The organism is Kitasatospora sp. NPDC059160 (assembly GCF_042755465.1).
In the GTDB taxonomy this organism is placed as follows: Bacteria; Actinomycetota; Actinomycetes; order Streptomycetales; family Streptomycetaceae; genus Kitasatospora.
Genome location: NZ_JBHZCN010000077.1, coordinates 27,545 through 47,538, shown reverse-complemented (window position 1 = coordinate 47,538; position 19,994 = coordinate 27,545). Strand labels below are relative to the sequence as shown.

Genomic DNA, 19,994 nt, shown 5'->3' with positions numbered 1-19,994 from the left:
CCTCCGCCCGCCCCGGCGCCCCCCCCCCCCCCCCCCCCCCCGGGGGGCGGCCCGGGGGGGGGGTGCTCCGGCGGCTGGGTGATTTTCAGACCGCCGACCCTCATCGAGGGGGGGTTGAGACCGTTGGCGGTCTGAAAATCACCCGTTACGCCGCTCTCCGCACCCACCCCCTCCACCGCCCCCTCCCGCAGCGCGTCCCTCTCGCCTTGGGCGGGTGAGGGGGAGGGGGGTGGGTGCTGTCGGTGGGGTGGTGCGGGTGGGGATGTGCCGGTTCGGTGACCGGGGTGTTGTGGGTGGGTTGCAGGCCGGGGGGTGGGGTGCCGGGGCGGGGTGGGGTGGTGGGAGGGTGGCGGGGGTTGAACGGGAGTGGGGGCGGCGGTGGGCGGACGGCTGGTGGGTGCGGCGGTGGCCGGGGTGCTGGTGTTCGGGGGCGGGGTGGCGGTGGCCGGTCCGGCTTCGGCGGTGCCGGTGGTGCGGCCGACGGCGTCGGCGGGGGTGGGGGGAACGGGTCCCGGGCGGGTGCACTCGGTGCGGACCGGGTTGAGGGCGCACCAGATCACCGAGCACTCGGCCGTTGCGCGGCACAAGCGCAAGGCCCGGCGCAGTGTGGTCGGCCGGGCGCTCGACGCGCTGTTCGGCTGGTTCGCGCTCGCCGTGCTGGGGGTGCTGCTGGTCGTGGTGCTGCTGGTGTACGCGCTCAGGCGTCGGCGGCAGGCGGGTTGAGGGCCCGTAGGGCGGCGTCGACCAGGCGGTCGGCGTGCTCGTGGGTGAGCGGGCCGATCCGGTACTGCCAGCGGTAGTAGATCGGGCCGTAGAGCAGTTCGACGGCGAGGTCGAGGTCGGCGTCGGGGGCGAGTTGGCCGGCCTCGCGGGCGGTGCGCAGGCGGTCGCGGGTGACCTCCAGCAGCGGGTCCAGCAGCCGGGTGCGGTACTCGGTGTGCAGCGCCGGGTCGTTGAGGATCTCGGCGATGATGGCGCGGTAGGTGCGGTCGGTGCCCGGGTCGGTGAGTTCGTCGCAGGTGGGGCGTAGGACGGCGCGCAGGTCGGCGGCGAGGTCGCCGGTGTCGGGGAGCGCCAGGCCGCCCTCGTGCTGGTTGGCGGCGAGGAAGGCGTCGAAGACGACGGCCCCCTTCGAGGGCCACCACCGGTAGATGGTCTGCTTGCCGACGCCGGCCCGGGCGGCGATCGCCTCGATGGTCAGCTTGCCGTAGCCGATCTCGGCGATGAGTTCGGTGGTGGCGGCGAGGACGGCGGCGCGGGAGCGCTCGCTGCGGCGGGCGGGGTCGGGGGCGGTTCTGGAGGCCATGGGGAAAAGTCTATGCGAAATGGCTAGACGAGACGTATCGTCTTGCCATGCCGATGGCGAGACGGTCCGTCTCGTCTCATTCGCCGTTCCCGGAGGTCCTCATGACCCGCCCCCGCCCCGCACACATCCTGATGGTCTCCGTCCCGGCGCACGGGCACGTCAACCCCGGCCTCGCGGTGATCGCCGAACTGGTCGCCCGGGGCCACCGGGTCAGCTACGTCAACGACCCGTCCTTCCGGGGGGTCGTCGAGTCCACCGGCGCGGCGTTCGTCCCCTATCCGAGTGCGCTGCCGCTCGCCGACGACCCGGCCGGCTGGCCGGCGGACCCGGTGGCGATCCAGGACGTGTTCCTGGACGACGCGCTGTCGATGTGGTCCGTACTGCTGGAGGAGTTCGAGGGCGACCGGCCCGACCTGGTGCTCTACGACATCGCGGGCTTCGCCGGGCGGGCGCTCGGTGAGCGGCTGGGTGTGCCGGTGGTGCAGCTGTCCTCCAGCTTCGTCGGCTGGGACGGCGTGGAGGAGGACCTGGCCGAGGTCTTCGAGGCGATCCGCAACGGCCCCGGCGGTTCCGAGCACTACCGCCGGTTCGGGGCGTGGCTGGCCGGGGCCGGCGCGGTGGAGCGCGACGTGGAGGCCTTCAAGAACCGCCCGGAGCGGTGTGTCGCGCTCGTCCCGCGCGCGCTCCAGCCCCATGCGGACCGGGTCGACGGGCGCCGGTTCGACTTCGTCGGCCCCTGCTTCGGCGACCGCTCCCACCAGGGGCGGTGGGAGCGCCCGGCGGACGCCGAGAAGGTGCTGCTGGTCTCGCTGGGCTCGGCCTTCACCGATCGGCCGGCCTTCTACCGGGCCTGCGTTGAGGCCTTCGGCGACCTGCCGGGCTGGCACGTCGTGCTCCAGGTCGGCAAGCACACCGACCTGGCGGAACTGGGGGACGTGCCGGACACCGTGGAGGTGCACCGGTGGGTGCCGCAGCTGTCGGTGCTCGCCCAGGCGGACGCCTTCGTCACCCACGCGGGGATGGGCGGCTCCAGTGAGGGGCTGTTCCATGCCGTGCCGATGATCGCGGTGCCGCAGGCCGTCGACCAGTTCGCCAACGCGGACGCGCTGGTGGGGCTCGGTGTCGCCCGTCGGCTGGATACGGAGGCGGCCACCGCGGCGGCGCTGCGGGGCGCGTTGCTGGAGCTGGTCGGGGACCCGGCGGTGGGGGAGCGGCTGGCGGTGCTGGCCGCCGCGGGTCGGGCCGAGGGCGGTACGGCGCGGGCGGTGGACCTGATCGAGGCCGAGTTGAAGGGGTAGGGCGGGCGGGGGTGCCCCCGGGCGTGCGGTCGGGATCCGGGCGGCGGAGAATCCGCACAGCGGAGAATCCGGATGGCGAGCAGCTGTTGTCATATCTTCATTCACCTGGTGTGATTGTGTATATGGATATGCACAGTGCTGTGGCCCCCGACGCTCCGCTGGTCCAGGTCGGCAAGGCCGACGTCAGTGCGGAGGACGTACTGGCCGTCGCCCGGGGCAACGCCCGGGTCGAGATCGGCCCCGACGCGCTCGCCGAGATGGCGGCCGCCCGCGCCCGGATCGACGCCCTCGCGGCCGAACCGCGCCCCGTCTACGGCGTGTCGACCGGCTTCGGCGCCCTCGCCGTCCGGCACATCAGCCCCGAGCTGCGCGCCCAGCTGCAGCGCTCGCTGGTGCGTTCGCACGCCGCCGGGATGGGCCCGGCCGTCGAGCGCGAGGTGGTCCGCGCGCTGATGTTCCTGCGGATGAAGACGCTGGCGTCCGGCCGTACCGGCGTCCGGCCGCTGGTCGCCCAGACCATGGCCGCCCTGCTGAACGCGGGCATCACCCCGGTCGTGCGCGAGTTCGGCTCGCTCGGCTGCTCCGGCGACCTCGCTCCGCTGTCGCACTGTGCCCTGGTGCTGATGGGCGAGGGCACCGCCACCGGCCCGGACGGCGAGGAGAAGCCGGTCGCCGAACTGCTCGCCGCCGCCGGGATCGAGCCGGTCGAGCTGCTGGAGAAGGAGGGCCTGGCCCTCATCAACGGCACCGACGGCATGCTCGGCATGCTGGTGATGGCCATCGCCGACCTCCAGCGGCTCTTCACCACCGCCGACATCACCGCCGCGATGAGCCTGGAGGCGCTGCTCGGCACCGACAAGGTGCTCGCCCCCGAGCTGCACGCCCCGATCCGCCCGCACCCGGGCCAGGCGCTCAGCGCCGCCAACATGCTCGCCGTGCTCAAGGACTCCGGCCTCACCGGCCACCACCAGGACGACGCGCCGCGCGTCCAGGACGCCTACTCGATCCGCTGCGCCCCGCAGGTCGCCGGGGCCGGCCGGGACACCCTGGCGCACGCCCAGCTGGTCGCCTCGCGCGAGCTCGCCGCCTCGGTGGACAACCCGGTGGTGCTGCCGGACGGCCGGGTGGAGTCCAACGGCAACTTCCACGGCGCACCGGTCGCCTACGTGCTGGACTTCCTCGCCATCGCCGCCGCCGACCTCGGCTCGATATCCGAGCGCCGCACCGACCGGCTGCTCGACAAGGCCCGCTCGCACGGCCTGCCGGCCTTCCTGGCCGACGACCCCGGCGTGGACTCCGGCCTGATGATCGCCCAGTACACCCAGGCGGCGCTGGTCAGCGAGAACAAGCGGCTCGCCGTCCCGGCCTCGGTCGACTCGATCCCGTCCTCCGCGATGCAGGAGGACCACGTGTCGATGGGCTGGTCGGCCGCCCGCAAGCTGCGCCAGGCCGTCGACAACCTCGGCCGGATCCTCGCCGTCGAGCTGACCGCCTCGGCCCGCGCGCTGGAGATCCGTCAGCAGGCCGACACGGCCGGCCGGATCGCCCCGGCCACCGCGGCCGCGATGGCCGCCGCCCGCGAGGCGGGGGTCGGCGGGGCGGGCCGGGACCGCTTCCTCTCGCCGGACCTGGAGGCCGCCGCCGCGCTGGTCGCCTCCGGGGACCTGGTGCGGGCGGTGGAGCGGGTCACCGGGCCGCTGGCCTGAGACGGCAGCCGTGCGGGACGGCTGGGGCTCAGTCCCAGTCGTTCCGCGACCGGCGGTCGTTCCGCTCGTCGCGGTCGCGGCGGTTGCCCAGCGCGGCGGCGAAGTTGACCCCGACGATGCCCGCCCAGCAGGCCAGCAGTCCGGCGAAGCCGCCGCCGGCCGGGTTGCTCGCGATCGCGGTCAGCGGGATGCCCAGGGCCAGCGAGACCACCGCGAGCTTGTTGCCGGACCGGTTGGAGGACCAGCCGCGGTGGGGGCGGCCGTGGTGCCGGTCCCGGTGGTGGGACGGCTCGTAGTCGTCCAGCCGCGCGGCCACCGAGCGCTCCACCCGGGCGTCCAGGCGGGCGTCGAGACGCTTCATGAAGGAGTCGAGGAGCTCGTCCTCGTAGTCCTTGCCGAGTTCCTTGCGGGCCTGGAGGGTGGCGTCGAGGTCGCGCCGCAGTTCGTCCTGGCGAGTGTCCATGCCAGTAGCGTGGCGCCACCGCCGGGCCCGGTCCATCCGTTCGCGGGGGGAATCCGGGCGGGCTCAGGGAGAAATCAGGGTTACCCCGAGGCCGCACCCGGAACGTCCGCTCTTCGGTGCCGTCCGTCCGGGACGACGTCCGAACCGTGGGACGTCTCATGAAGCGTCCCGTCGTACGAGACGTCTTTGCCAGCGGCGGCACTCTGCTGCACAGTCGTCGTCCGAACCGCACGCATCCGGAGGTACCGCTGATGACCGCCACCGACGAGGCCGGCACCGTCGGTCCCTCCGCCCGGCTGCTCCAGCTGTTCGAGGGCCACCGGCTGACCCCCACCCAGCGGCGGATCGCCCACTCACTGGTCCGGCACGCCAACGAGGCCCCGTTCCTGTCCAGCGTCGAGGTCGCCGAACTCGCCGGGGTCAGCCAGCCCTCCGTCACCCGCTTCGCCGTCGCCCTCGGGTACGACGGCTACCCGGCCCTGCGCAAGCAGCTGCGCGAACTCGGCGCCGGCGAGCCCGCCGCGCCCGAGACCCCGGACGACGCGGTGCGCAACGAGCACCAGCAGGCCGTCCTCGCCGAGATCGCCCACCTGCGCCACCTCGCCGAGCTGCTCGCCGACCCCGAACCGATCACCCGGGCCGCCCGACTGCTCGCCGCCTCCCGCCCGCTGCCGGTGCTCGGCCTGCGGGCCGCCTCGGCCCAGGCGCGCGGCTTCGCGTACTTCGCGGCCAAGGTGCACCCGGACATCCGGCTGCTGGACGAGGGCGGCAGCATGCTCGCCGACCGGCTGGAACAGGCCACCGCGGCGGGGGCCACCGCGCTGCTCTGCTTCGCGCTGCCGCGCTACCCGCGGGAGTTGATGGACGCCCTGGTGGTCGCCCGGGACTGCGGGCTGACCGTGCTCACCGTCGCGGACAGCGCCTTCTCGCCGGTCGCCAAGCTCTCCGACCTGATGCTGCCGGCCGCCGTCGGCACCGGGCTGGTCTTCGACACCGCCTGCGCGCCGATGATGCTCGGCCGGGTGCTGCTGCAGAGCATGTGCGACGAACTCCCGGGAGCGGAGGCCAGGTTGGAGGCGATCGAGCAGTCCGCGGCGGCCCGGGGCCTGTTCCTGGAGTAGGAACCTTTGGAGTAGGAGTAGCCCGGAACAACGGCCGAAGGACTACTCGTCACGAAGCCGGGCATCCCCTAGTGCAGGGGGTGCCGCCCATGCGCGTGATCCACGAGATGAAGTTCGTCGCCCGCCTGGCCTCGGGTGCCGACGAATGGTCCTGCCCCGCCTGCGGACGCCGCGTCACCCTGCGGCGCCTGCCCGAACCCGAACTGACCGTCCACGACCCGGGCGACGAGTCCGCCGTGCACGTCGGCGTCATCGAACCCGACGCCCGCGCCACCGCCGCTGCCGAGAAGTACGGCCTCGGCCCCGTCCAGAACATCCCCCGCCCGCCCACGCCGCCCGCCCCCGACGCCGCCGACCGCCGCTGGCTCGCCGAGATCGGCATCGACTGGGACGGCGACGCCGCGGCCTGAGGCCGCCCGCTCCAGCCCGTATCGGCCCGTGCCGGGCGGGCCCTTCGGCGTGCCCGGGGGCGGGTTCGGGCCACGGCTGTTCCGATGGAGCCAGGGTCTGGTCGAAAGCCGGTTGTCTAGTTATATTCAGTCGAGCAGAACTTGAATGAATCCATCCGTAGGGAGGCCGGGACATGGTGCAGCAGCAGGCGAGCGGGCCGCGCGAGGTGCGTGCGGCGCGCGGGACGGGGCTCACGACGCAGGGGTGGCAGCAGGAGGCTGCCCTGCGGATGCTCATGAACAACCTCGACCCCGAGGTGGCCGAGCACCCGTCGAAGCTGGTGGTGTACGGCGGCACCGGCAAGGCCGCGCGGGACTGGCGCTCCTTCGACGCCATGGTGAGGACGCTGCAGGGGCTCAAGCAGGACGAGACCATGCTGGTCCAGTCCGGGCGGCCGGTCGGCGTCATGCAGACCCACGAGTGGGCGCCGCGCGTGCTCATCGCCAACTCCAACCTGGTCGGCGACTGGGCGAACTGGGAGGAGTTCCGCCGGCTGGAGAGCCTCGGGCTCACCATGTACGGCCAGATGACCGCCGGCTCCTGGATCTACATCGGCACCCAGGGCATCCTCCAGGGCACCTACGAGACCTTCGCCGCCGTCGCCAACAAGCGCTTCAACGGCAGCCTGGAAGGCACCATCACCCTCACCGCCGGCCTCGGCGGGATGGGTGGCGCCCAGCCGCTGGCCGTCACCATGAACGGCGGCGTGGCGATCTGCATCGACTGCGACCCGTCCCGGATCTCCCGCCGGATCGAGCACCGCTACCTGGACGTCGAGGCCAAGGACCTGGGCCACGCGCTGGAGCTCGCCACCGCCGCCCGCGACAAGAAGCAGCCACTCTCCATCGGCCTGCTGGGCAACGCCGCCGAGCTCTTCCCGCAGCTGCTCGCGATGGACGCCCCGATCGACATCGTCACCGACCAGACCAGCGCCCACGACCCGCTGAGCTACCTGCCGGTCGGCGTCGCCTTCGACGACATGGCCGACTACGCGGCCGCCAAGCCCGCCGAGTTCACCCAGCGCTCGCGCGAGTCGATGGCCGCCCACGTCGAGGCCATGGTCGGCTTCCTGGACCGCGGCGCCGAGGTCTTCGACTACGGCAACTCGATCCGCGGCGAGGCCCAGCTGGCCGGCTACGACCGCGCCTTCGCCTTCCCCGGCTTCGTCCCGGCGTACATCCGCCCGCTGTTCTGCGAGGGCAAGGGCCCGTTCCGCTGGGCCGCGCTCTCCGGCGACCCGCAGGACATCCACAAGACCGACAAGGCCGTCCTCGACCTCTTCCCGGAGAACGAGTCGCTGGCCCGCTGGATCAAGCTGGCCCAGGAGAAGGTGCACTTCCAGGGCCTGCCCGCGCGCATCTGTTGGCTCGGCTACGGCGAGCGCGACAAGGCCGGCGAGCGCTTCAACGACATGGTGGCCTCCGGCGAGCTGTCCGCGCCGATCGTGATCGGCCGCGACCACCTGGACTGCGGTTCGGTGGCCTCCCCGTACCGCGAGACCGAGGCGATGCTGGACGGCTCGGACGCGATCGCCGACTGGCCGCTGCTCAACGCCATGGTCAACGTCGCCTCGGGCGCCTCCTGGGTGTCCATCCACCACGGCGGCGGCGTCGGCATCGGCCGCTCGATCCACGCCGGCCAGGTCACCGTGGCCGACGGTACGGCGCTCGCGGGCGAGAAGATCCGCCGGGTCCTCACCAACGACCCGGGCATGGGCGTCATCCGGCACGTGGACGCCGGCTACGACCGGGCCGTCGAGGTCGCCGACGAGCGGGGCGTGCGCGTTCCGATGGGTGAGCTGTGACCTCTACGTTCAACGAGATGTGGGCGGAGCTGCTCCCCGTGGGCCGCTCCGCCGCCTCCGGCGGCTACCGCCGCTTCGCCTGGAACTCCGCCGACGCCGAGTGCCGCGCCTGGTTCGAGCAGCAGGCCCGCGACCGCGGCCTGACGTACGAGCTGGACCGCAACGGCAACCAGTGGGCCTGGCTGGGCGACCCGCACGGCCAGGGCGCGGTCGTCACCGGCTCGCACCTGGACTCCGTCCCGGACGGCGGCGCCTACGACGGCCCGCTCGGGGTGGTCTCCTCCTTCGCCGCGCTGGACGAACTGCGCGCCAGGGGAGCGGAGTTCACCAAGCCGCTGGCGATCGTCAACTTCGGTGACGAGGAGGGCGCCCGGTTCGGCGTGGCCTGCATCGGCTCCCGGCTGACCGCCGGGCTGCTGTCCCGCAGGGCCGCGTACGAGCTGCGCGACGCCGACGGCCTGCGCCTGCCCGATGCGATGGAGAAGGCCGGCTACGACCCGACCGCGATCGGCGCGGACGAGGAACGGCTGTCCCGGATCGGCGCCTTCGTCGAACTCCACGTCGAGCAGGGCCGCTACCTCACCGAGGAGCAGCCGGTCGGCGTGGCCGGGGCGATCTGGCCGCACGGCCGCTGGCGCTTCGACTTCCACGGCGAGGCCAACCACGCGGGCACCACCCGGATCGAGGACCGCCGCGACCCGATGCTGACGTACGCCAACACCGTGCTCGCCGCCCGCAAGAAGGCGAAGCTGGCGGGCGCGCTGGCCACCTTCGGCAAGGTCGCGGTGGAGCCCAACGGCACCAACGCGATCGCCTCGCTGGTGCGCGGCTGGCTGGACTCCCGGGCCGCCGACGAGCGGACGCTGACCGAGCTGGTCGCCGAGATCGAGCGGGCGGCCGCCGAGCGCGGTGAACGCGACGGCGTCCGGGTCGAGCTGACCCGCGAGTCGTACACCCCCGTGGTGGACTTCGACGGCCCGCTGCGCGACCGGCTCGCCAAGCTGCTCGAAGCCCCGGTGCTGCCCACCGGCGCGGGACACGACGCCGGGATCCTGGCGTCCGCGATCCCGACCGCCATGCTGTTCGTGCGCAACCCCACCGGGGTCTCGCACTCCCCGGCCGAGCACGCCGAGGAGGCCGACTGCCTGGCCGGGGTCTCCGCCCTCGCCGACGTACTGGAGGACCTGGCGTGTCAGTGACCCCTTCGGTCAGCTACTGGGCGGAGCACGCCTGGCTGCCGCACCACAACGGGCCGGTGGTCGAGCCGGACGTGCTGATCGTGGTCGGCGCCGACGGGCGGATCGCTCGGGTGGAGCCGGACAGCGGGCCCTGCCCGCCCGGCGCCGTCCGGCTCGACGGACTGCTGCTGCCCGGCCAGGCGAATGCCCACTCGCACGCCTTCCACCGGGCGCTACGCGGGCACGTCCAGGTCGGCTCCGGGACCTTCTGGACCTGGCGCGACACCATGTACCGGTTCGCCGGGGCGCTCGACCCGGACAGCTACCTGGCGCTCGCCACCGCGGTCTACGCCGAGATGGCGCTCGCCGGGATCAGTGCCGTCGGCGAGTTCCACTACCTGCACCACGCGCCCGGCGGCGCCCGCTACACCGACCCGAACGCGATGGGCGAGGCGCTGATCGAGGCGGCCGCCCGGGCCGGCATCCGGATCACCCTGCTGGACACCTGCTACCTGTCCTCCGGCTTCGGGGCCGAGCCGACCCACCCGCAGCTGCGGTTCAGCGACGGCGACGCCGAGGCCTGGGCCGCCCGCGCGGACGCGCTCAAGCCGCGCGAACACGCCCGGATCGGCGCCGCCATCCACTCCGTCCGGGCCGTCCCGGCCGAGCAGTTGGGCACCGTCGCGCACTGGTCGGCGATGCGCAAGGCGCCGCTGCACGTCCACCTGTCCGAGCAGACCGCCGAGAACGACGCCTGCCTCGCCGCGCACGGCGTCACCCCGACCCGGCTGCTCGCCGACCACGGCGCGCTCGGCCCGCGCACCTCGGCCGTGCACGCCACCCACCTCACCGACGAGGACGTCAAGCTCCTCGCGGACTCGGGGACCACCGTCTGCATGTGCCCCACCACCGAGCGGGACCTCGCCGACGGCATCGGCCCGGCCCGCCGGCTCGCCTCGGCGGGCAGCCCGATCTCCCTGGGCAGCGACAGCCACGCGGTCATCGACCCGTGGGAGGAGGCCCGGGCGCTGGAGCTGGACGAGCGGCTGCGGACGCGGACGCGCGGCCACTGGACGGCAAACGGGCTGCTGCGGGCGGGCGGCGAGGACGGTCACGCCTCGCTCGGCTGGCCCGAGGCGGGGAGGATCGAGGCCGGGGCGCTCGCCGACTTCACGGCGATCGCGCTGGACTCGGTGCGCACGGCCGGGCCGCCTGCGCGGCTGGGCGCCGAGATCGCGGTGTTCGCGGCCTCGGCGGCGGACGTCCGGCACCTGGTGGTCGGCGGACGGCACGTCGTCCGGGACGGCGTGCACCAGCTGGTGGCCGACGTGCCGGGGGCGCTGCGGGCCGCCATCGGCGCGCTGGACTACTGACACTTTCAACTCGTATCGGAAGGCGCTGTCTTGAGCACCAGGACCACCTTGATCACGGGCATCGGCAGCCTGGTCACCAACGACCCCGGGCAGGGCGGCGGGCCGCTCGGCCTGCTGGCGGATGCTGCCGTGGTCGTCGAGGGTGACCGCGTTGCCTGGGTCGGCCCGGCCGCCCAGGCCCCGGCGGCGGACGAGCGCTTCGACGCCGAAGGCCGGGCCCTGCTGCCCGGCTTCGTCGACTCGCACGCCCACCTGGTGTTCGCGGGGGACCGCACCGCCGAGTTCAACGCCCGGATGTCCGGGCAGGCGTACTCGGCGGGCGGCATCCGGACGACGGTGGCGGCCACGCGGGCCGCTTCGGACGCCGAACTGGACGCCAACCTGGCCGGGTTCGTCCGGGAGGCGCTGCGGCAGGGGACCACGACCATCGAGTGCAAGTCCGGCTACGGGCTGACGGTCGAGGACGAGGCTCGGGCCCTGCGGATCGCTGCGCGGCACACGCCGGAGACGACGTACCTGGGCGCGCACATCGTGGCGCCCGAGTACGCCGAGGACCCGGCGGGGTACGTCGAGCTGGTCACGGGGGAGATGCTCGTCGCCTGTGCGCCGCACGCCCGTTGGGTGGACGTGTTCTGCGAGAAGGGCGCCTTCGACGGCGACCAGGCGCGGGCGGTGCTCACGGCGGGGATCGAGCGCGGGCTCACGCCTCGGGTGCACGCCAACCAGCTCACGTACGGGCCTGGTGTTCAGCTCGCGGTGGAGCTGGGGGCCGCGTCGGCTGATCACTGCACCCACCTGACCGATGAGGATGTCGCGGCGCTGGCGGGATCGGCGACGGTCGCGACCCTGCTGCCCGGGGCGGAGTTCTCCACGCGGGCCGAGTACCCGAGCGGGCGGCGGCTGTTGGACGCGGGGGCGGTGGTGGCGCTGTCCACGGACTGCAACCCGGGGTCGAGTTTTACGAGTTCGATGGCGTTCTGTATTGCCGTGGCGGTGCGGGAGATGGGGATGACCCCGGACGAGGCGGTCTGGGCCGCCACGGCCGGTGGGGCGCATGCCCTGCGGCGTACGGACGTGGGGACGGTAGCGGTCGGCTCGCGGGCCGACCTGCTGCTGCTCGATGCGCCCTCACACGTCCACCTGGCCTACCGCCCGGGCGTGCCGCTGACGGCGGCCGTCTGGCGCGCGGGAGTTCGCGAGGTCTAGGGGACTTGGACGGCCCCCGCGCCCCCGGGGTGGCGGGCGCGGGGGCTCCTTGCTAGTCGAACTCGCCTGCTTTGACGCCCTGGAGGAAGACAGCGAGGTTGAGGCGGGTGGTGCGGATGATGACGTCGCCTTCATCGGACTCGCGGAGTTCGACCAGCCCGTCTATGAAGCGCACCTCGACGCACTCATCGTTCGAGCCGGAGTAGCTGGACTTCTGCCACACGGAGCTATTCACGCTTGCTTTCCATTTCCTTCTTGATGGTTCCGATGAAGTCTCGGGACTCCTCCTCAGAGAGCGCGGCGGAGTCGAATCGCGCGAGCAGGGATCGGAACCTTGCCATGTGAGCTGGAGCGTCAAGGATGTGGATACCGAGACCGGTATCCACCTGGGCTCCATCAAGTTCGGGAACCGGCCCCTCCGCGTATGTGAAGTTCTCGCTGGAGCTTGGCATTGCGCCGATCTCGAACGGAACGACGCGAACCGAGATGGTCGGTTGCCTGGAGTCTTCGATGAGGGCGCCGAGTTGCTCGGAGAGAACTGCCGGTCCACTGAACCGCATGCGTAGCGCGGCTTCGTGGATGAACGCGGAATAGGGTGTCGCGCCGGACCGGATGAGGCGCTGCCGCTGCATTCGGAACGCTGTCCTGAGGTCGATCTCATGACGCGGCAGCGGCGGGAAGGTTTGCGCGAATACGGCAGCGGCGTACGGGCCGGTCTGGAGTTGACCCGGAACGAAAGCCATCGTGTAGGCGGTGAGCCTTCGCGCCTGGCCCTCGAACTCCGCGACATCAACGAAGTCTGCGGAGAGGGTTCCGCGATACTCCTCCCACCAACCTGGCTTCTCGCGCTCCGTGATGATGCTGGAGAGAGCTTCGATCAAGGGCTCGTTGACGCACATGCATGTTGCGGCGATCGTGCGCAGGCGTTCCATGCTGATGCCGATCTTGCCAGCCTCCATCTGCGTCACCTGCGCGGGACTCATGCCGACGAGGCGGCCGAGCTCGCTGCCGCCGAAGCCGGCCTGCTCGCGCATCCGTCGCAGCTCTGCGCCGAGCCGTCGCTGACGGAGCGTCGGGTTCGGGCGTGCAGCCATGGCTTCCTTCCGGGGGTGGGGTCATCCCAGTCTGCCGCGCGCCTTGCCAGTCGGTCCATCCGAGGTGGCCGGTAACACGATAGGGGGAAGATCTGGGATTGGGGTAAAACTTGACCTGGTCCTGGGCTATCGTCATTCTCAGCTCGATCCGACGGATCGTCAGTAATGCCTGCATCAAGGGCAGTAGGCGCCTGCTGCCCTCCGCGCGCCGCAGAGCAGCCGCCGCCCCGGCCTGGCTCACGGCGACGTATCCGCCGTCACCCCTCTCCCACACCACAGCCTCCCGGAGGTTCCCGTGTGCACCCGTAACACCCCCTCTCCCTCCCTCGTCCTCGCGCTCGCCCGGCAGGCCCTGCGGGACGCCCTGGCCCACAGCGGCTGGAACCCGGACACCATCCACGACGCCGAACTCGCCCTCACCGAGCTCATCGTCAACGCCTGGCGGCACGGTGGCACCCCCGCGCCCGTCGTCTGGTTCTCCCTCCTCGGCCCCACCCTCCACGTCTCCGTCGCCGACGAGAGCGACGCCCTTCCGCAGCCCCGTACCCCCACCCACCTCGCCGAGACCGGCCGCGGCCTCCAGCTGGTCGAGGGCCTCACCCACCGCTGGGGCGTCGACCCCCAGAAGCACGGCAAGACCACCTGGTACGAGCTGGACGCGGCCTCGTGACCCGCGACCCCGTCGCCCCCGACGACCCCCGCATGCGCGACTACACCGAGCCCCAGATCACCACCCTCCTCGGCGAGTTGCACCGACGTGGCCTCCCCCACGGCCTCCTCTGGGGCTCCGCCGCCCCCGGCGAGACTACCCTCGACGGCCGCATCCTCATCGACTTCGGCAACGCGCCCGTCAGCACCCTCCTCAACCTCCTCCACCTCCTCCGCGACCTGGAGCGCGACGAGGCCTGGCACCGGTGAGATTCTTCGTCGGCGCGATCCTCCTCGCTCTCCTCGCCCTCGCCATCACCACCGTCGCCCTCGGCGCCATCGCCACCCTCAGGATGCGACCGCCCGAGGACGACGACTGAAACGCGCGAAGGCCCCCGCCTGGGAAGGCGAGGGCCTCGCGGGCACCGCGTTCTAGGCGGCAGCCGAGCGCGCGAGTGGGCGCCCGGGTCGGGGTACGAGGGCGAGGCCGAGCAGGCAGCCTGCCGCCAGGCCCGCGCCGTGGTTGTTCTGCAGGAGGCACAGCAGCGTTCCCGCGGCGGGGATGAGGAGCACGTACCAGGTGTCCCGGAGCGGCCGGCGCGGCGGGTTCGCGCCCAGCAGGCAGCTGACGGCCAGGGCGCCCAGCAGGGCGCAGACGGCCACCGAGTCGCCGCCGCCCTGGGTCGACCAGCCGGCCAGGCTGACCACGTGCGCCAGGACGCCGCCGACGAGGAAGATCACCAGGGTGCGCCACCACCCGAGCGCGGCCTCGGTGACGGCGCCGACCACGAGCAGGGCCGGCAGGTTGATCACGATCTGCATGATGCCCGAGGACTGCACCAGGAGTGCGCTCCCGGCCCGCCACCACTGCCCGTCCGACAGAGCGCCCGGTTGCCGCATCAGGTCGCCGACGACGGAGGGCACCGCGTACTGGACCACGGCCATCACCGCCATCACCGCGAACAGCGCGAACGTGACCCAAGGGCGCCGCGCCAACGCCGCGCGGACCACGGCCAGTACTTCCCCCGGCCCGGCGCCGCCACCCGCGGGGCCACCGGTCCCGGAGCCGCTCGCCGGCCCGGCCAGCACCAGTGTCCGCACTCCCACGCTGACCACCACAGCGGCGCTCGCGTACAACCCGATTTCATGCGGCGACATTGCCTACCCCCGTGAGAACACCTCGGGGCAGCTCGCCCCGTCAACGTGGCCCATCCTGGCAATCGGGTGCCGCCGCGCACCAGGCCCGATGATCACCAGCCACCCATGACAGCCGTCACAACATGCAAGATCAGCGAGCCGGGACGACTGCCGGCGCCATGGATCGGCATTGCGTCAGCCGAGATACGGGAGAGGCCTGCGCTCCAGGAAGTGCTGGAGCCGGAGGCGTTGAGTGTGGTGCATCGGCAACCCCTCGATGTTGCTCGGGGCGACGAACCGAAGGTCGGTGGACTCGTCCGAGATCCGAAGCTCTCCGCCCGTGATGCGGGCGGTGAAGCAGACATTGAACTGCTGCCGGACCTCGCCGTCCGAGTAGGCGATCACGTGTCGGGGGTCGGTGTACGTGCCGACGAGCCCGGTGATCTCGACATCGAGGCCGGTCTCCTCGCGAACCTCCCGGACGGCCGTGCCCGGCAGCGACTCGCCGAGATCCATCGTCCCGCCCGGCAGCGCGTACAGGCCGTTGTCAGTGCGTCGCTGGAGCAGGATGCGCCCTTCGGGATCCGTCACCACTGCGGACGCTGCCACAACCAGCCGGTTGGGCGTGGGGGCGTCGGGATCGTTGTAGTACTCGGTCCGTGCCACGGATCAGCTCTCCTTCTCTGTGCATCGACGTATCAATCCAGGCAGGCCAAAGCGCCAGCGACGAGGGAACGTGCCGTGGCGCCGCGCGCGGCCCCCTGAGAGAGCAGATCAAAGGCGCGGGCATACAGGTCGACCTGGCTGGGTTCCGTGAGCGTCGAGGCGGCGTCCAGAGTGTCCGCGTGGACCCTGGCAGCATCGAAGATCGTGAAGGTAGGCATGGGCCAAACGGTCCGCTGCGCCGCGAACGGGATGATGCCGACGGCGACGTTCGGAAGATCCATGACTCCGAGCAGGTGGCCCAGTTGTGCCGCCATGGCCTCGGCGCTGCACACGCGGTATCGCAGTACTGACTCCTCCAGTACGAAGGAGAACCGGCGTGCGCCATTGCTCAGTACCGTGTTGCGCTTCATGCGGGCTGCCACGGCGTCGTCCACGTCGTTAGGGGTTCCCCGGAAGTCCGCGATGGATGACAGCAGAGCAGCGGCGTATTTAGGCGTCTGGAGGAAACCGGGGATCACGTCGGAGACGTAGACGCGGAAGGCCCTGGTCTGTCGGTACAGGTCCCCGGTGGACTCTTGCAGGTGGCGGAGTCCACCTCGCTGGAGTTGCCGCCATCGCACGTAGGCGTCGGCGGACTGTCGGTTGGCGGCGAGCAGGTCAGGGACTTGACCGTCGGCGGCACAGGCTCGGCACCAGGCCCTGATGTCGGCGTCGGAAGGAGGTGTCTTCGCGTTCTCGACCCGGGACGACTTCGATTCCGACCAGCCGCACCTGGCGGCCAGCTCCCGCCCGCTGATACCCGCATCCTTCCGGATCTCGCTCAGCCGACTGGCAAGGGCCTCGCGAGCCTTCTGAACGCTTGAAGAGGGGTGCGCGGGCATGGAGCTGGCCTGCGTCAGATCTCGTACTGGTGATGTGGGACGGCTCGTTCCCAGACCGCTTCGAACGCGGAGGCGCACAGCTCCACGGTCTCTGGGTCTGCCGTGATCTCGTCCTCGACCACCGCGCCGTCGCCGGAGAAGTGGTGCACCCGGAGCAGCGCGCCATCGAACAGCCAGAAGTCGTTTCCCGGCAAGGGAATGCTCGTGGCCTGCCGCCGTGGCAGCCAGCGGACGTCCTCGCCCGCCGTGACGTTCGCGTGGGTGACGTAGTGCTCCCACCGGATGTACTCGGACACGGGCTCGGACACGACCCGAGCCCGACGGATGACCACGCCCCGGGCCACGGTGTCCGCGATCAGCTGGTCATAGGGATGCCACCAGGACTCGCGCTCCTCCCAGTCGATCCGCTCACCGCGCTGCCACGCCTCGAACCGTTCCGTCGGGGCGTAGGAGTCCCGGAGTTCCAGATGGAAGGCAGACCGCTGGCATTGCTCAAGCAGTTCAGCGAAGTTGGGCACGCTCGATGACATCACACGCCTCCCTGATCATGGGCACCATTCGGGCCGGAAGCCTGACGATGGACTCATCATCGGGTACCGGCCCGTTCGCGGGGCTGCTCCCTTCGCATTCCGCCTGAACCCGGGGGCGAGGGTTCCACCCCTGGAAGAGGATCTCTTGAGCTTCCGGGTCCACCCACACGGTGGGGCAGTGGTCCCGGTCGGTGTTGGGGTCGATGCCAACGAACTCCACGGCCATGGCCGGCTCCCTGGTCTAGGTGCTTGCTCGGGCTTGCACAAGCTTGTCCGGCCAGCTGATACGCAGTCAATGCCGTTATCTGATGCGGTAATTGGCGTGCAAGGTCGTGCAAGTTCATAGAGGCCGGCACGTCGCCGTCCGTAGTGTCTCCTGTGCCGGTAAGGCAGATGGCAGAGGGATTCACCTCGGTCGGATCGATAGCGGAAGGGGTAGAACATGGGCAAGCGCGGTGGCGGGTCCGGCGACGGCAAGGGTGGCGGGCAGCAGGACGACAGCAACAAGGGCGCCGGGCACGGTGGCGGAGGGTCCGACGAGGGCGGCAACACCTCCGACGGATCGTCCCCGGCGGGCGGCAAGTGACCAGCGAATCGCAGAAGGAGGCGAGCCCCCAGGGGCTCGCCTCCGCGCTGGTGGCCGGCGGCGCGCTCTCCTCGGACTGGCTTCCCTCCTTCCGGGCCGTACCCCGCCAGCTGTTCGTCCCGGATCGCATCTGGCCGGGCATCGCGGACGGCACTCAACAAAACCCCGTGGTGTACCGGTCGCAGGACCCCGAGGCATGGCGGCGGGCGGTCTACTCCGACATCCCGCTGACCACGCAGTGGGACGACGGGCAGCACCACGGAGACGGGCTCGGAACCACCCCGACGTCGTCCAACTCCATGCCCACGATGGTCTTCTCGATGCTCCAGGACCTCGACGTTCGCCCGGGCAACAGGGTGCTGGAGGTCGGCGCCGGCACCGGCTGGAACGCGGGCCTGCTGGCCCACCGCCTGGGCAGCCCCAACGTGGTGACCGTCGAGTACGACCCCGACGTGGCCCGGGGAGCCCGCGCGAACCTCGGCCTCGCCGGACTCGCACCGACCGTCGTCGAAGGCGACGGGCGGCAGGGCTGGCCGGACGGCGCCCCCTACGACCGGATCATCGCCACCTGCTCGCTGCTGGAGATCCCCGGGGCGTGGCTGGCCCAGTCCGCGCCCGGCGGGATCATCGTGGCGCCGTTCGGCACCGAGTACGGCGGCGAGCAGATCGTCCGGCTGACCGTGAACGAGGACGGCACCAGCGCCAGCGGCCGGTTCTCCCGGAGCTCCGCGTTCATGCGGCTGCGACAACAGCGCACCGACCGGCCGCCGTTCGAGGACTACCTCCGGGGGCAGGAGTGGCCAGGAGACGGGGTGAGGACCACCACGACCCTCGCCCCTCCCGACACCGGCGGGTGGTTCGAGCAGTTCGTGATCGGGTCGGCCGTCCCCGGCGCCTTCTGGCGGGCCGAGCGCTACGACGACGGCGACGGCGCGTACACGCTCTGGCTCTACAGCCGGGACACCCGGTCGTGGGCCTCCGTCGACTACGCGCGCGGCCGCACCGAGTACGAGGTGTACCAGTCCGGCCCCCGCCGCCTCTGGGACGAGGTGGAGGCCGCCTGGCGCTGGTGGGACGACCAGGGCCGCCCCGGCTTCGACCGGTTCGGCCTCACGGTCACCCCGGACGCCCACACCGTCTGGCTCGACTCCCCGGAGAACCCGGTACCGCTCCGTGACTGAGCCATTCCGTCGTTTCGCCCCGTCGAGCCGGCTCGGCTCGATGGGGCGGGGGCGGCGGGTGGGGGTGCCCCGGGCGTTAAGTCAGATGACCGATGTGGCGTGGCCTGCTGCGCTGGCAGCCTCTGGGGCGGGCCGTTCCGCGTCCGCCGGGGGCCACGCCCCGTGCGGGGGCGTCGGAGTCGGGCCGCACCACGTCGTCACCACTCCGGGGCCCGCGCGTCATCGCCGGGCTCGCGGGGCAGAAGGGCAGCAGCAGACATGACCGCACCACCCCGCACCCCACTGCACCGTCGCAGAGCCTCCGGGTTCGTCGCCGCGGTGACCGTCCTCCTCGCCGCGCTGGCCGCCGTCTTCGCGGGCACGGCCCCGGCCGGTGCGGTCACGCCCTGGCAGGAGACGAACCACAACGGCAGCACCCCCGACTCCCCGGCGATGGCGTTCTACGCGGGGAGCAACGTCGAGGTGATCCGGGGGCAGGACAACAACCTCTGGTTCAACGTCGACAACGGCGACTTCAACCACATCGGCGGCGTCACGTACGCCGCGCCGTCGATCACCGTGTTCCGCGGCGAGCTGTGGATCTGGCACACCGGCCAGAACGGCGACGTCTGGGGCCAGAACCTCGCCAACCCCGGTGAGTCCAACCACCGGCGCTGGTACTGGAACCGGCCCATCCAGTTCAGCACCCAGAACATCGGCGGTTCCGGTTCGGCCGGAAGTCCGACCCTGAGCCCGGCGGTCGCGGCCTCCCCGGACGTGCTGCACTTCATCGTGGTCGGCGCCAACGAGCGCATCTACCACGCGACCATGGGCGTGAACCGCAACTTCAGCCGCTGGACCGAACTGCCGGGCGGCGCCCGTACCGAGTCCGGGGTCGGCACCTCGACCTCGCCCGACAACCGGCTGACGGTCGTCCACCGCGGCACCGACAACCGGATCTACCGCCAGGGCCTGAACGTCCTGTACTGGCAGTGGGACAACAACTGGCAGCAGATCAGGAACACCTACACCAACGCCGCCCCGTCGGTCGCCTACAACTTCCACGACGGCCGGATGATCCTGGCCTGGCGCCAGGCCAGCTCCGGCCAGATCCTGGCCTCCGAGATCTCGACGACCTCCGCCGAGTCGACGACCCCCCAGGGCGTGCCCAACGGCAACAACGTCACCAGCCCGTCGGCCCCGCGCGTGGACACCGAGCCGGACGGCGTCGGCCTGACCATCCGGGGCGGCAACTTCCTCGACGTCCGGGGCAACTACTACCGGAACAACATCGTCTACAACATCCACAACTACTACCCCAACTGACGCTTCTCCCGAAGCCGTCCTGCTGCCCCCTCGGGTCTCCGCCCCCCGACCCGAGGGGGCG

At 71.8% G+C, this 19,994-nt stretch carries 23 protein-coding genes; 14 read left to right on the top strand and 9 right to left on the bottom strand.

Annotated features, from left to right (window positions below; all coding sequences use genetic code 11):
* The first annotated feature begins 378 nt into the window (after positions 1 to 378).
* Positions 379 to 723 carry a hypothetical protein gene (locus ACFXOZ_RS29035; RefSeq protein ID WP_380531795.1) on the top strand — a complete coding sequence of 115 codons (345 nt, stop codon included), beginning with the start codon at positions 379 to 381 and terminating at the stop codon, positions 721 to 723.
* Here ACFXOZ_RS29035 and ACFXOZ_RS29030 read toward each other — a convergent pair.
* Entirely contained in the window at positions 698 to 1,306 is a 609-nt protein-coding gene (locus ACFXOZ_RS29030; RefSeq protein WP_375894738.1) for a TetR/AcrR family transcriptional regulator, read from the bottom strand. The two genes, ACFXOZ_RS29035 and ACFXOZ_RS29030, sit on opposite strands and share 26 nt — an antisense overlap.
* A gap of 101 nt (positions 1,307 to 1,407) precedes the next feature.
* Here ACFXOZ_RS29030 and ACFXOZ_RS29025 point away from each other — a divergent pair, with 101 nt between their 5' ends.
* Both ACFXOZ_RS29025 and hutH read left to right on the top strand, forming a co-directional pair.
* A complete protein-coding gene (locus tag ACFXOZ_RS29025; RefSeq protein ID WP_380593247.1) occupies positions 1,408 to 2,604 on the top strand; it encodes a macrolide family glycosyltransferase in 1,197 nt (398 codons plus the stop codon).
* A gap of 128 nt (positions 2,605 to 2,732) precedes the next feature.
* A complete protein-coding gene (gene hutH, locus ACFXOZ_RS29020) occupies positions 2,733 to 4,310 on the top strand; it encodes a histidine ammonia-lyase (protein WP_380531800.1) in 1,578 nt (525 codons plus the stop codon).
* A 28-nt stretch (positions 4,311 to 4,338) separates the two neighbouring features.
* On the opposite strand, the gene ACFXOZ_RS29015 is transcribed toward hutH, so the two are convergent.
* Positions 4,339 to 4,773, bottom strand: a complete 435-nt coding sequence (locus tag ACFXOZ_RS29015) for a hypothetical protein (RefSeq protein ID WP_375894744.1) — start codon at positions 4,771 to 4,773, stop codon at positions 4,339 to 4,341.
* Between the two features lie 251 nt (positions 4,774 to 5,024).
* Between ACFXOZ_RS29015 and ACFXOZ_RS29010 the strand changes: the two genes are divergently transcribed.
* The 6 genes from ACFXOZ_RS29010 (at position 5,025) to hutI (ending at position 11,905) form a co-directional block, all read left to right on the top strand.
* Positions 5,025 to 5,894, top strand: coding sequence for a MurR/RpiR family transcriptional regulator (locus tag ACFXOZ_RS29010; RefSeq protein WP_360239715.1), 870 nt, complete (start codon positions 5,025 to 5,027; stop codon positions 5,892 to 5,894).
* 89 nt (positions 5,895 to 5,983) lie between these two features.
* Entirely contained in the window at positions 5,984 to 6,304 is a 321-nt protein-coding gene (locus ACFXOZ_RS29005) for a hypothetical protein (protein ID WP_375894747.1), read from the top strand.
* Positions 6,305 to 6,477: 173 nt separating this feature from the next.
* Positions 6,478 to 8,148 carry a urocanate hydratase gene (gene hutU, locus ACFXOZ_RS29000; protein WP_375894749.1) on the top strand — a complete coding sequence of 557 codons (1,671 nt, stop codon included), beginning with the start codon at positions 6,478 to 6,480 and terminating at the stop codon, positions 8,146 to 8,148.
* Positions 8,149 to 8,165: 17 nt separating this feature from the next.
* On the top strand, positions 8,166 to 9,347 hold the full coding sequence (locus ACFXOZ_RS28995; protein ID WP_375894818.1) for an allantoate amidohydrolase: 1,182 nt from the start codon (positions 8,166 to 8,168) through the stop codon (positions 9,345 to 9,347).
* The gene (locus tag ACFXOZ_RS28990; RefSeq protein ID WP_380593246.1) at positions 9,338 to 10,699 is read left to right on the top strand and encodes a formimidoylglutamate deiminase; all 1,362 of its coding nucleotides are present in this window, start codon (positions 9,338 to 9,340) and stop codon (positions 10,697 to 10,699) included. Before ACFXOZ_RS28995 ends, ACFXOZ_RS28990 begins: the two co-directional genes overlap by 10 nt.
* A gap of 30 nt (positions 10,700 to 10,729) precedes the next feature.
* Positions 10,730 to 11,905, top strand: coding sequence for an imidazolonepropionase (gene hutI / locus ACFXOZ_RS28985; RefSeq protein WP_380531784.1), 1,176 nt, complete (start codon positions 10,730 to 10,732; stop codon positions 11,903 to 11,905).
* A gap of 52 nt (positions 11,906 to 11,957) precedes the next feature.
* On the opposite strand, the gene ACFXOZ_RS28980 is transcribed toward hutI, so the two are convergent.
* Positions 11,958 to 12,140, bottom strand: coding sequence for a DUF397 domain-containing protein (locus ACFXOZ_RS28980; protein ID WP_380531781.1), 183 nt, complete (start codon positions 12,138 to 12,140; stop codon positions 11,958 to 11,960).
* A complete protein-coding gene (locus ACFXOZ_RS28975; RefSeq protein ID WP_380531779.1) occupies positions 12,133 to 12,999 on the bottom strand; it encodes a helix-turn-helix domain-containing protein in 867 nt (288 codons plus the stop codon). Before ACFXOZ_RS28975 ends, ACFXOZ_RS28980 begins: the two co-directional genes overlap by 8 nt.
* 295 nt (positions 13,000 to 13,294) lie before the next feature.
* Between ACFXOZ_RS28975 and ACFXOZ_RS28970 the strand changes: the two genes are divergently transcribed.
* Together ACFXOZ_RS28970 and ACFXOZ_RS28965 are read left to right on the top strand one after the other, a co-directional pair.
* Positions 13,295 to 13,669 (top strand): ATP-binding protein, encoded by a 375-nt coding sequence (locus ACFXOZ_RS28970; protein WP_380531776.1) that lies wholly within the window; start codon positions 13,295 to 13,297, stop codon positions 13,667 to 13,669.
* Entirely contained in the window at positions 13,666 to 13,917 is a 252-nt protein-coding gene (locus tag ACFXOZ_RS28965) for a hypothetical protein (RefSeq protein ID WP_380531774.1), read from the top strand. Before ACFXOZ_RS28970 ends, ACFXOZ_RS28965 begins: the two co-directional genes overlap by 4 nt.
* 162 nt (positions 13,918 to 14,079) lie before the next feature.
* Here the strand turns inward: ACFXOZ_RS28965 and ACFXOZ_RS28960 are convergent, their stop codons facing one another.
* The 5 genes from ACFXOZ_RS28960 to ACFXOZ_RS28940 all read right to left on the bottom strand — a co-directional run bounded on the left by ACFXOZ_RS28960 (position 14,080) and on the right by ACFXOZ_RS28940 (position 17,087).
* The gene (locus ACFXOZ_RS28960) at positions 14,080 to 14,754 is read right to left on the bottom strand and encodes a rhomboid family intramembrane serine protease (protein WP_380593245.1); all 675 of its coding nucleotides are present in this window, start codon (positions 14,752 to 14,754) and stop codon (positions 14,080 to 14,082) included.
* 225 nt (positions 14,755 to 14,979) lie between these two features.
* Positions 14,980 to 15,450, bottom strand: coding sequence for an NUDIX domain-containing protein (locus tag ACFXOZ_RS28955; RefSeq protein ID WP_380525634.1), 471 nt, complete (start codon positions 15,448 to 15,450; stop codon positions 14,980 to 14,982).
* Positions 15,451 to 15,482: 32 nt separating this feature from the next.
* Positions 15,483 to 16,331: a helix-turn-helix domain-containing protein gene (locus tag ACFXOZ_RS28950; RefSeq protein WP_380525635.1), complete on the bottom strand. Its 849-nt coding sequence runs from the start codon at positions 16,329 to 16,331 to the stop codon at positions 15,483 to 15,485.
* Positions 16,332 to 16,345: 14 nt separating this feature from the next.
* Positions 16,346 to 16,861, bottom strand: coding sequence for a DUF6879 family protein (locus tag ACFXOZ_RS28945; protein WP_380525636.1), 516 nt, complete (start codon positions 16,859 to 16,861; stop codon positions 16,346 to 16,348).
* Positions 16,833 to 17,087: a hypothetical protein gene (locus tag ACFXOZ_RS28940; protein ID WP_380525637.1), complete on the bottom strand. Its 255-nt coding sequence runs from the start codon at positions 17,085 to 17,087 to the stop codon at positions 16,833 to 16,835. Before ACFXOZ_RS28940 ends, ACFXOZ_RS28945 begins: the two co-directional genes overlap by 29 nt.
* Before the next feature lie 216 nt (positions 17,088 to 17,303).
* On the opposite strand from ACFXOZ_RS28940, the gene ACFXOZ_RS28935 reads away from it, so the two are divergent.
* The 3 genes from ACFXOZ_RS28935 (at position 17,304) to ACFXOZ_RS28925 (ending at position 19,933) form a co-directional block, all read left to right on the top strand.
* A complete protein-coding gene (locus ACFXOZ_RS28935; protein WP_380593244.1) occupies positions 17,304 to 17,447 on the top strand; it encodes a hypothetical protein in 144 nt (47 codons plus the stop codon).
* Positions 17,444 to 18,628, top strand: coding sequence for a methyltransferase domain-containing protein (locus ACFXOZ_RS28930; protein WP_380525639.1), 1,185 nt, complete (start codon positions 17,444 to 17,446; stop codon positions 18,626 to 18,628). The genes ACFXOZ_RS28935 and ACFXOZ_RS28930 overlap by 4 nt, the downstream gene beginning before the upstream one ends.
* A gap of 258 nt (positions 18,629 to 18,886) precedes the next feature.
* Complete coding sequence (locus ACFXOZ_RS28925) at positions 18,887 to 19,933, top strand: hypothetical protein (protein ID WP_380525640.1); 1,047 nt, start codon at positions 18,887 to 18,889, stop codon at positions 19,931 to 19,933.
* The last annotated feature ends 61 nt before the right edge of the window (positions 19,934 to 19,994 follow it).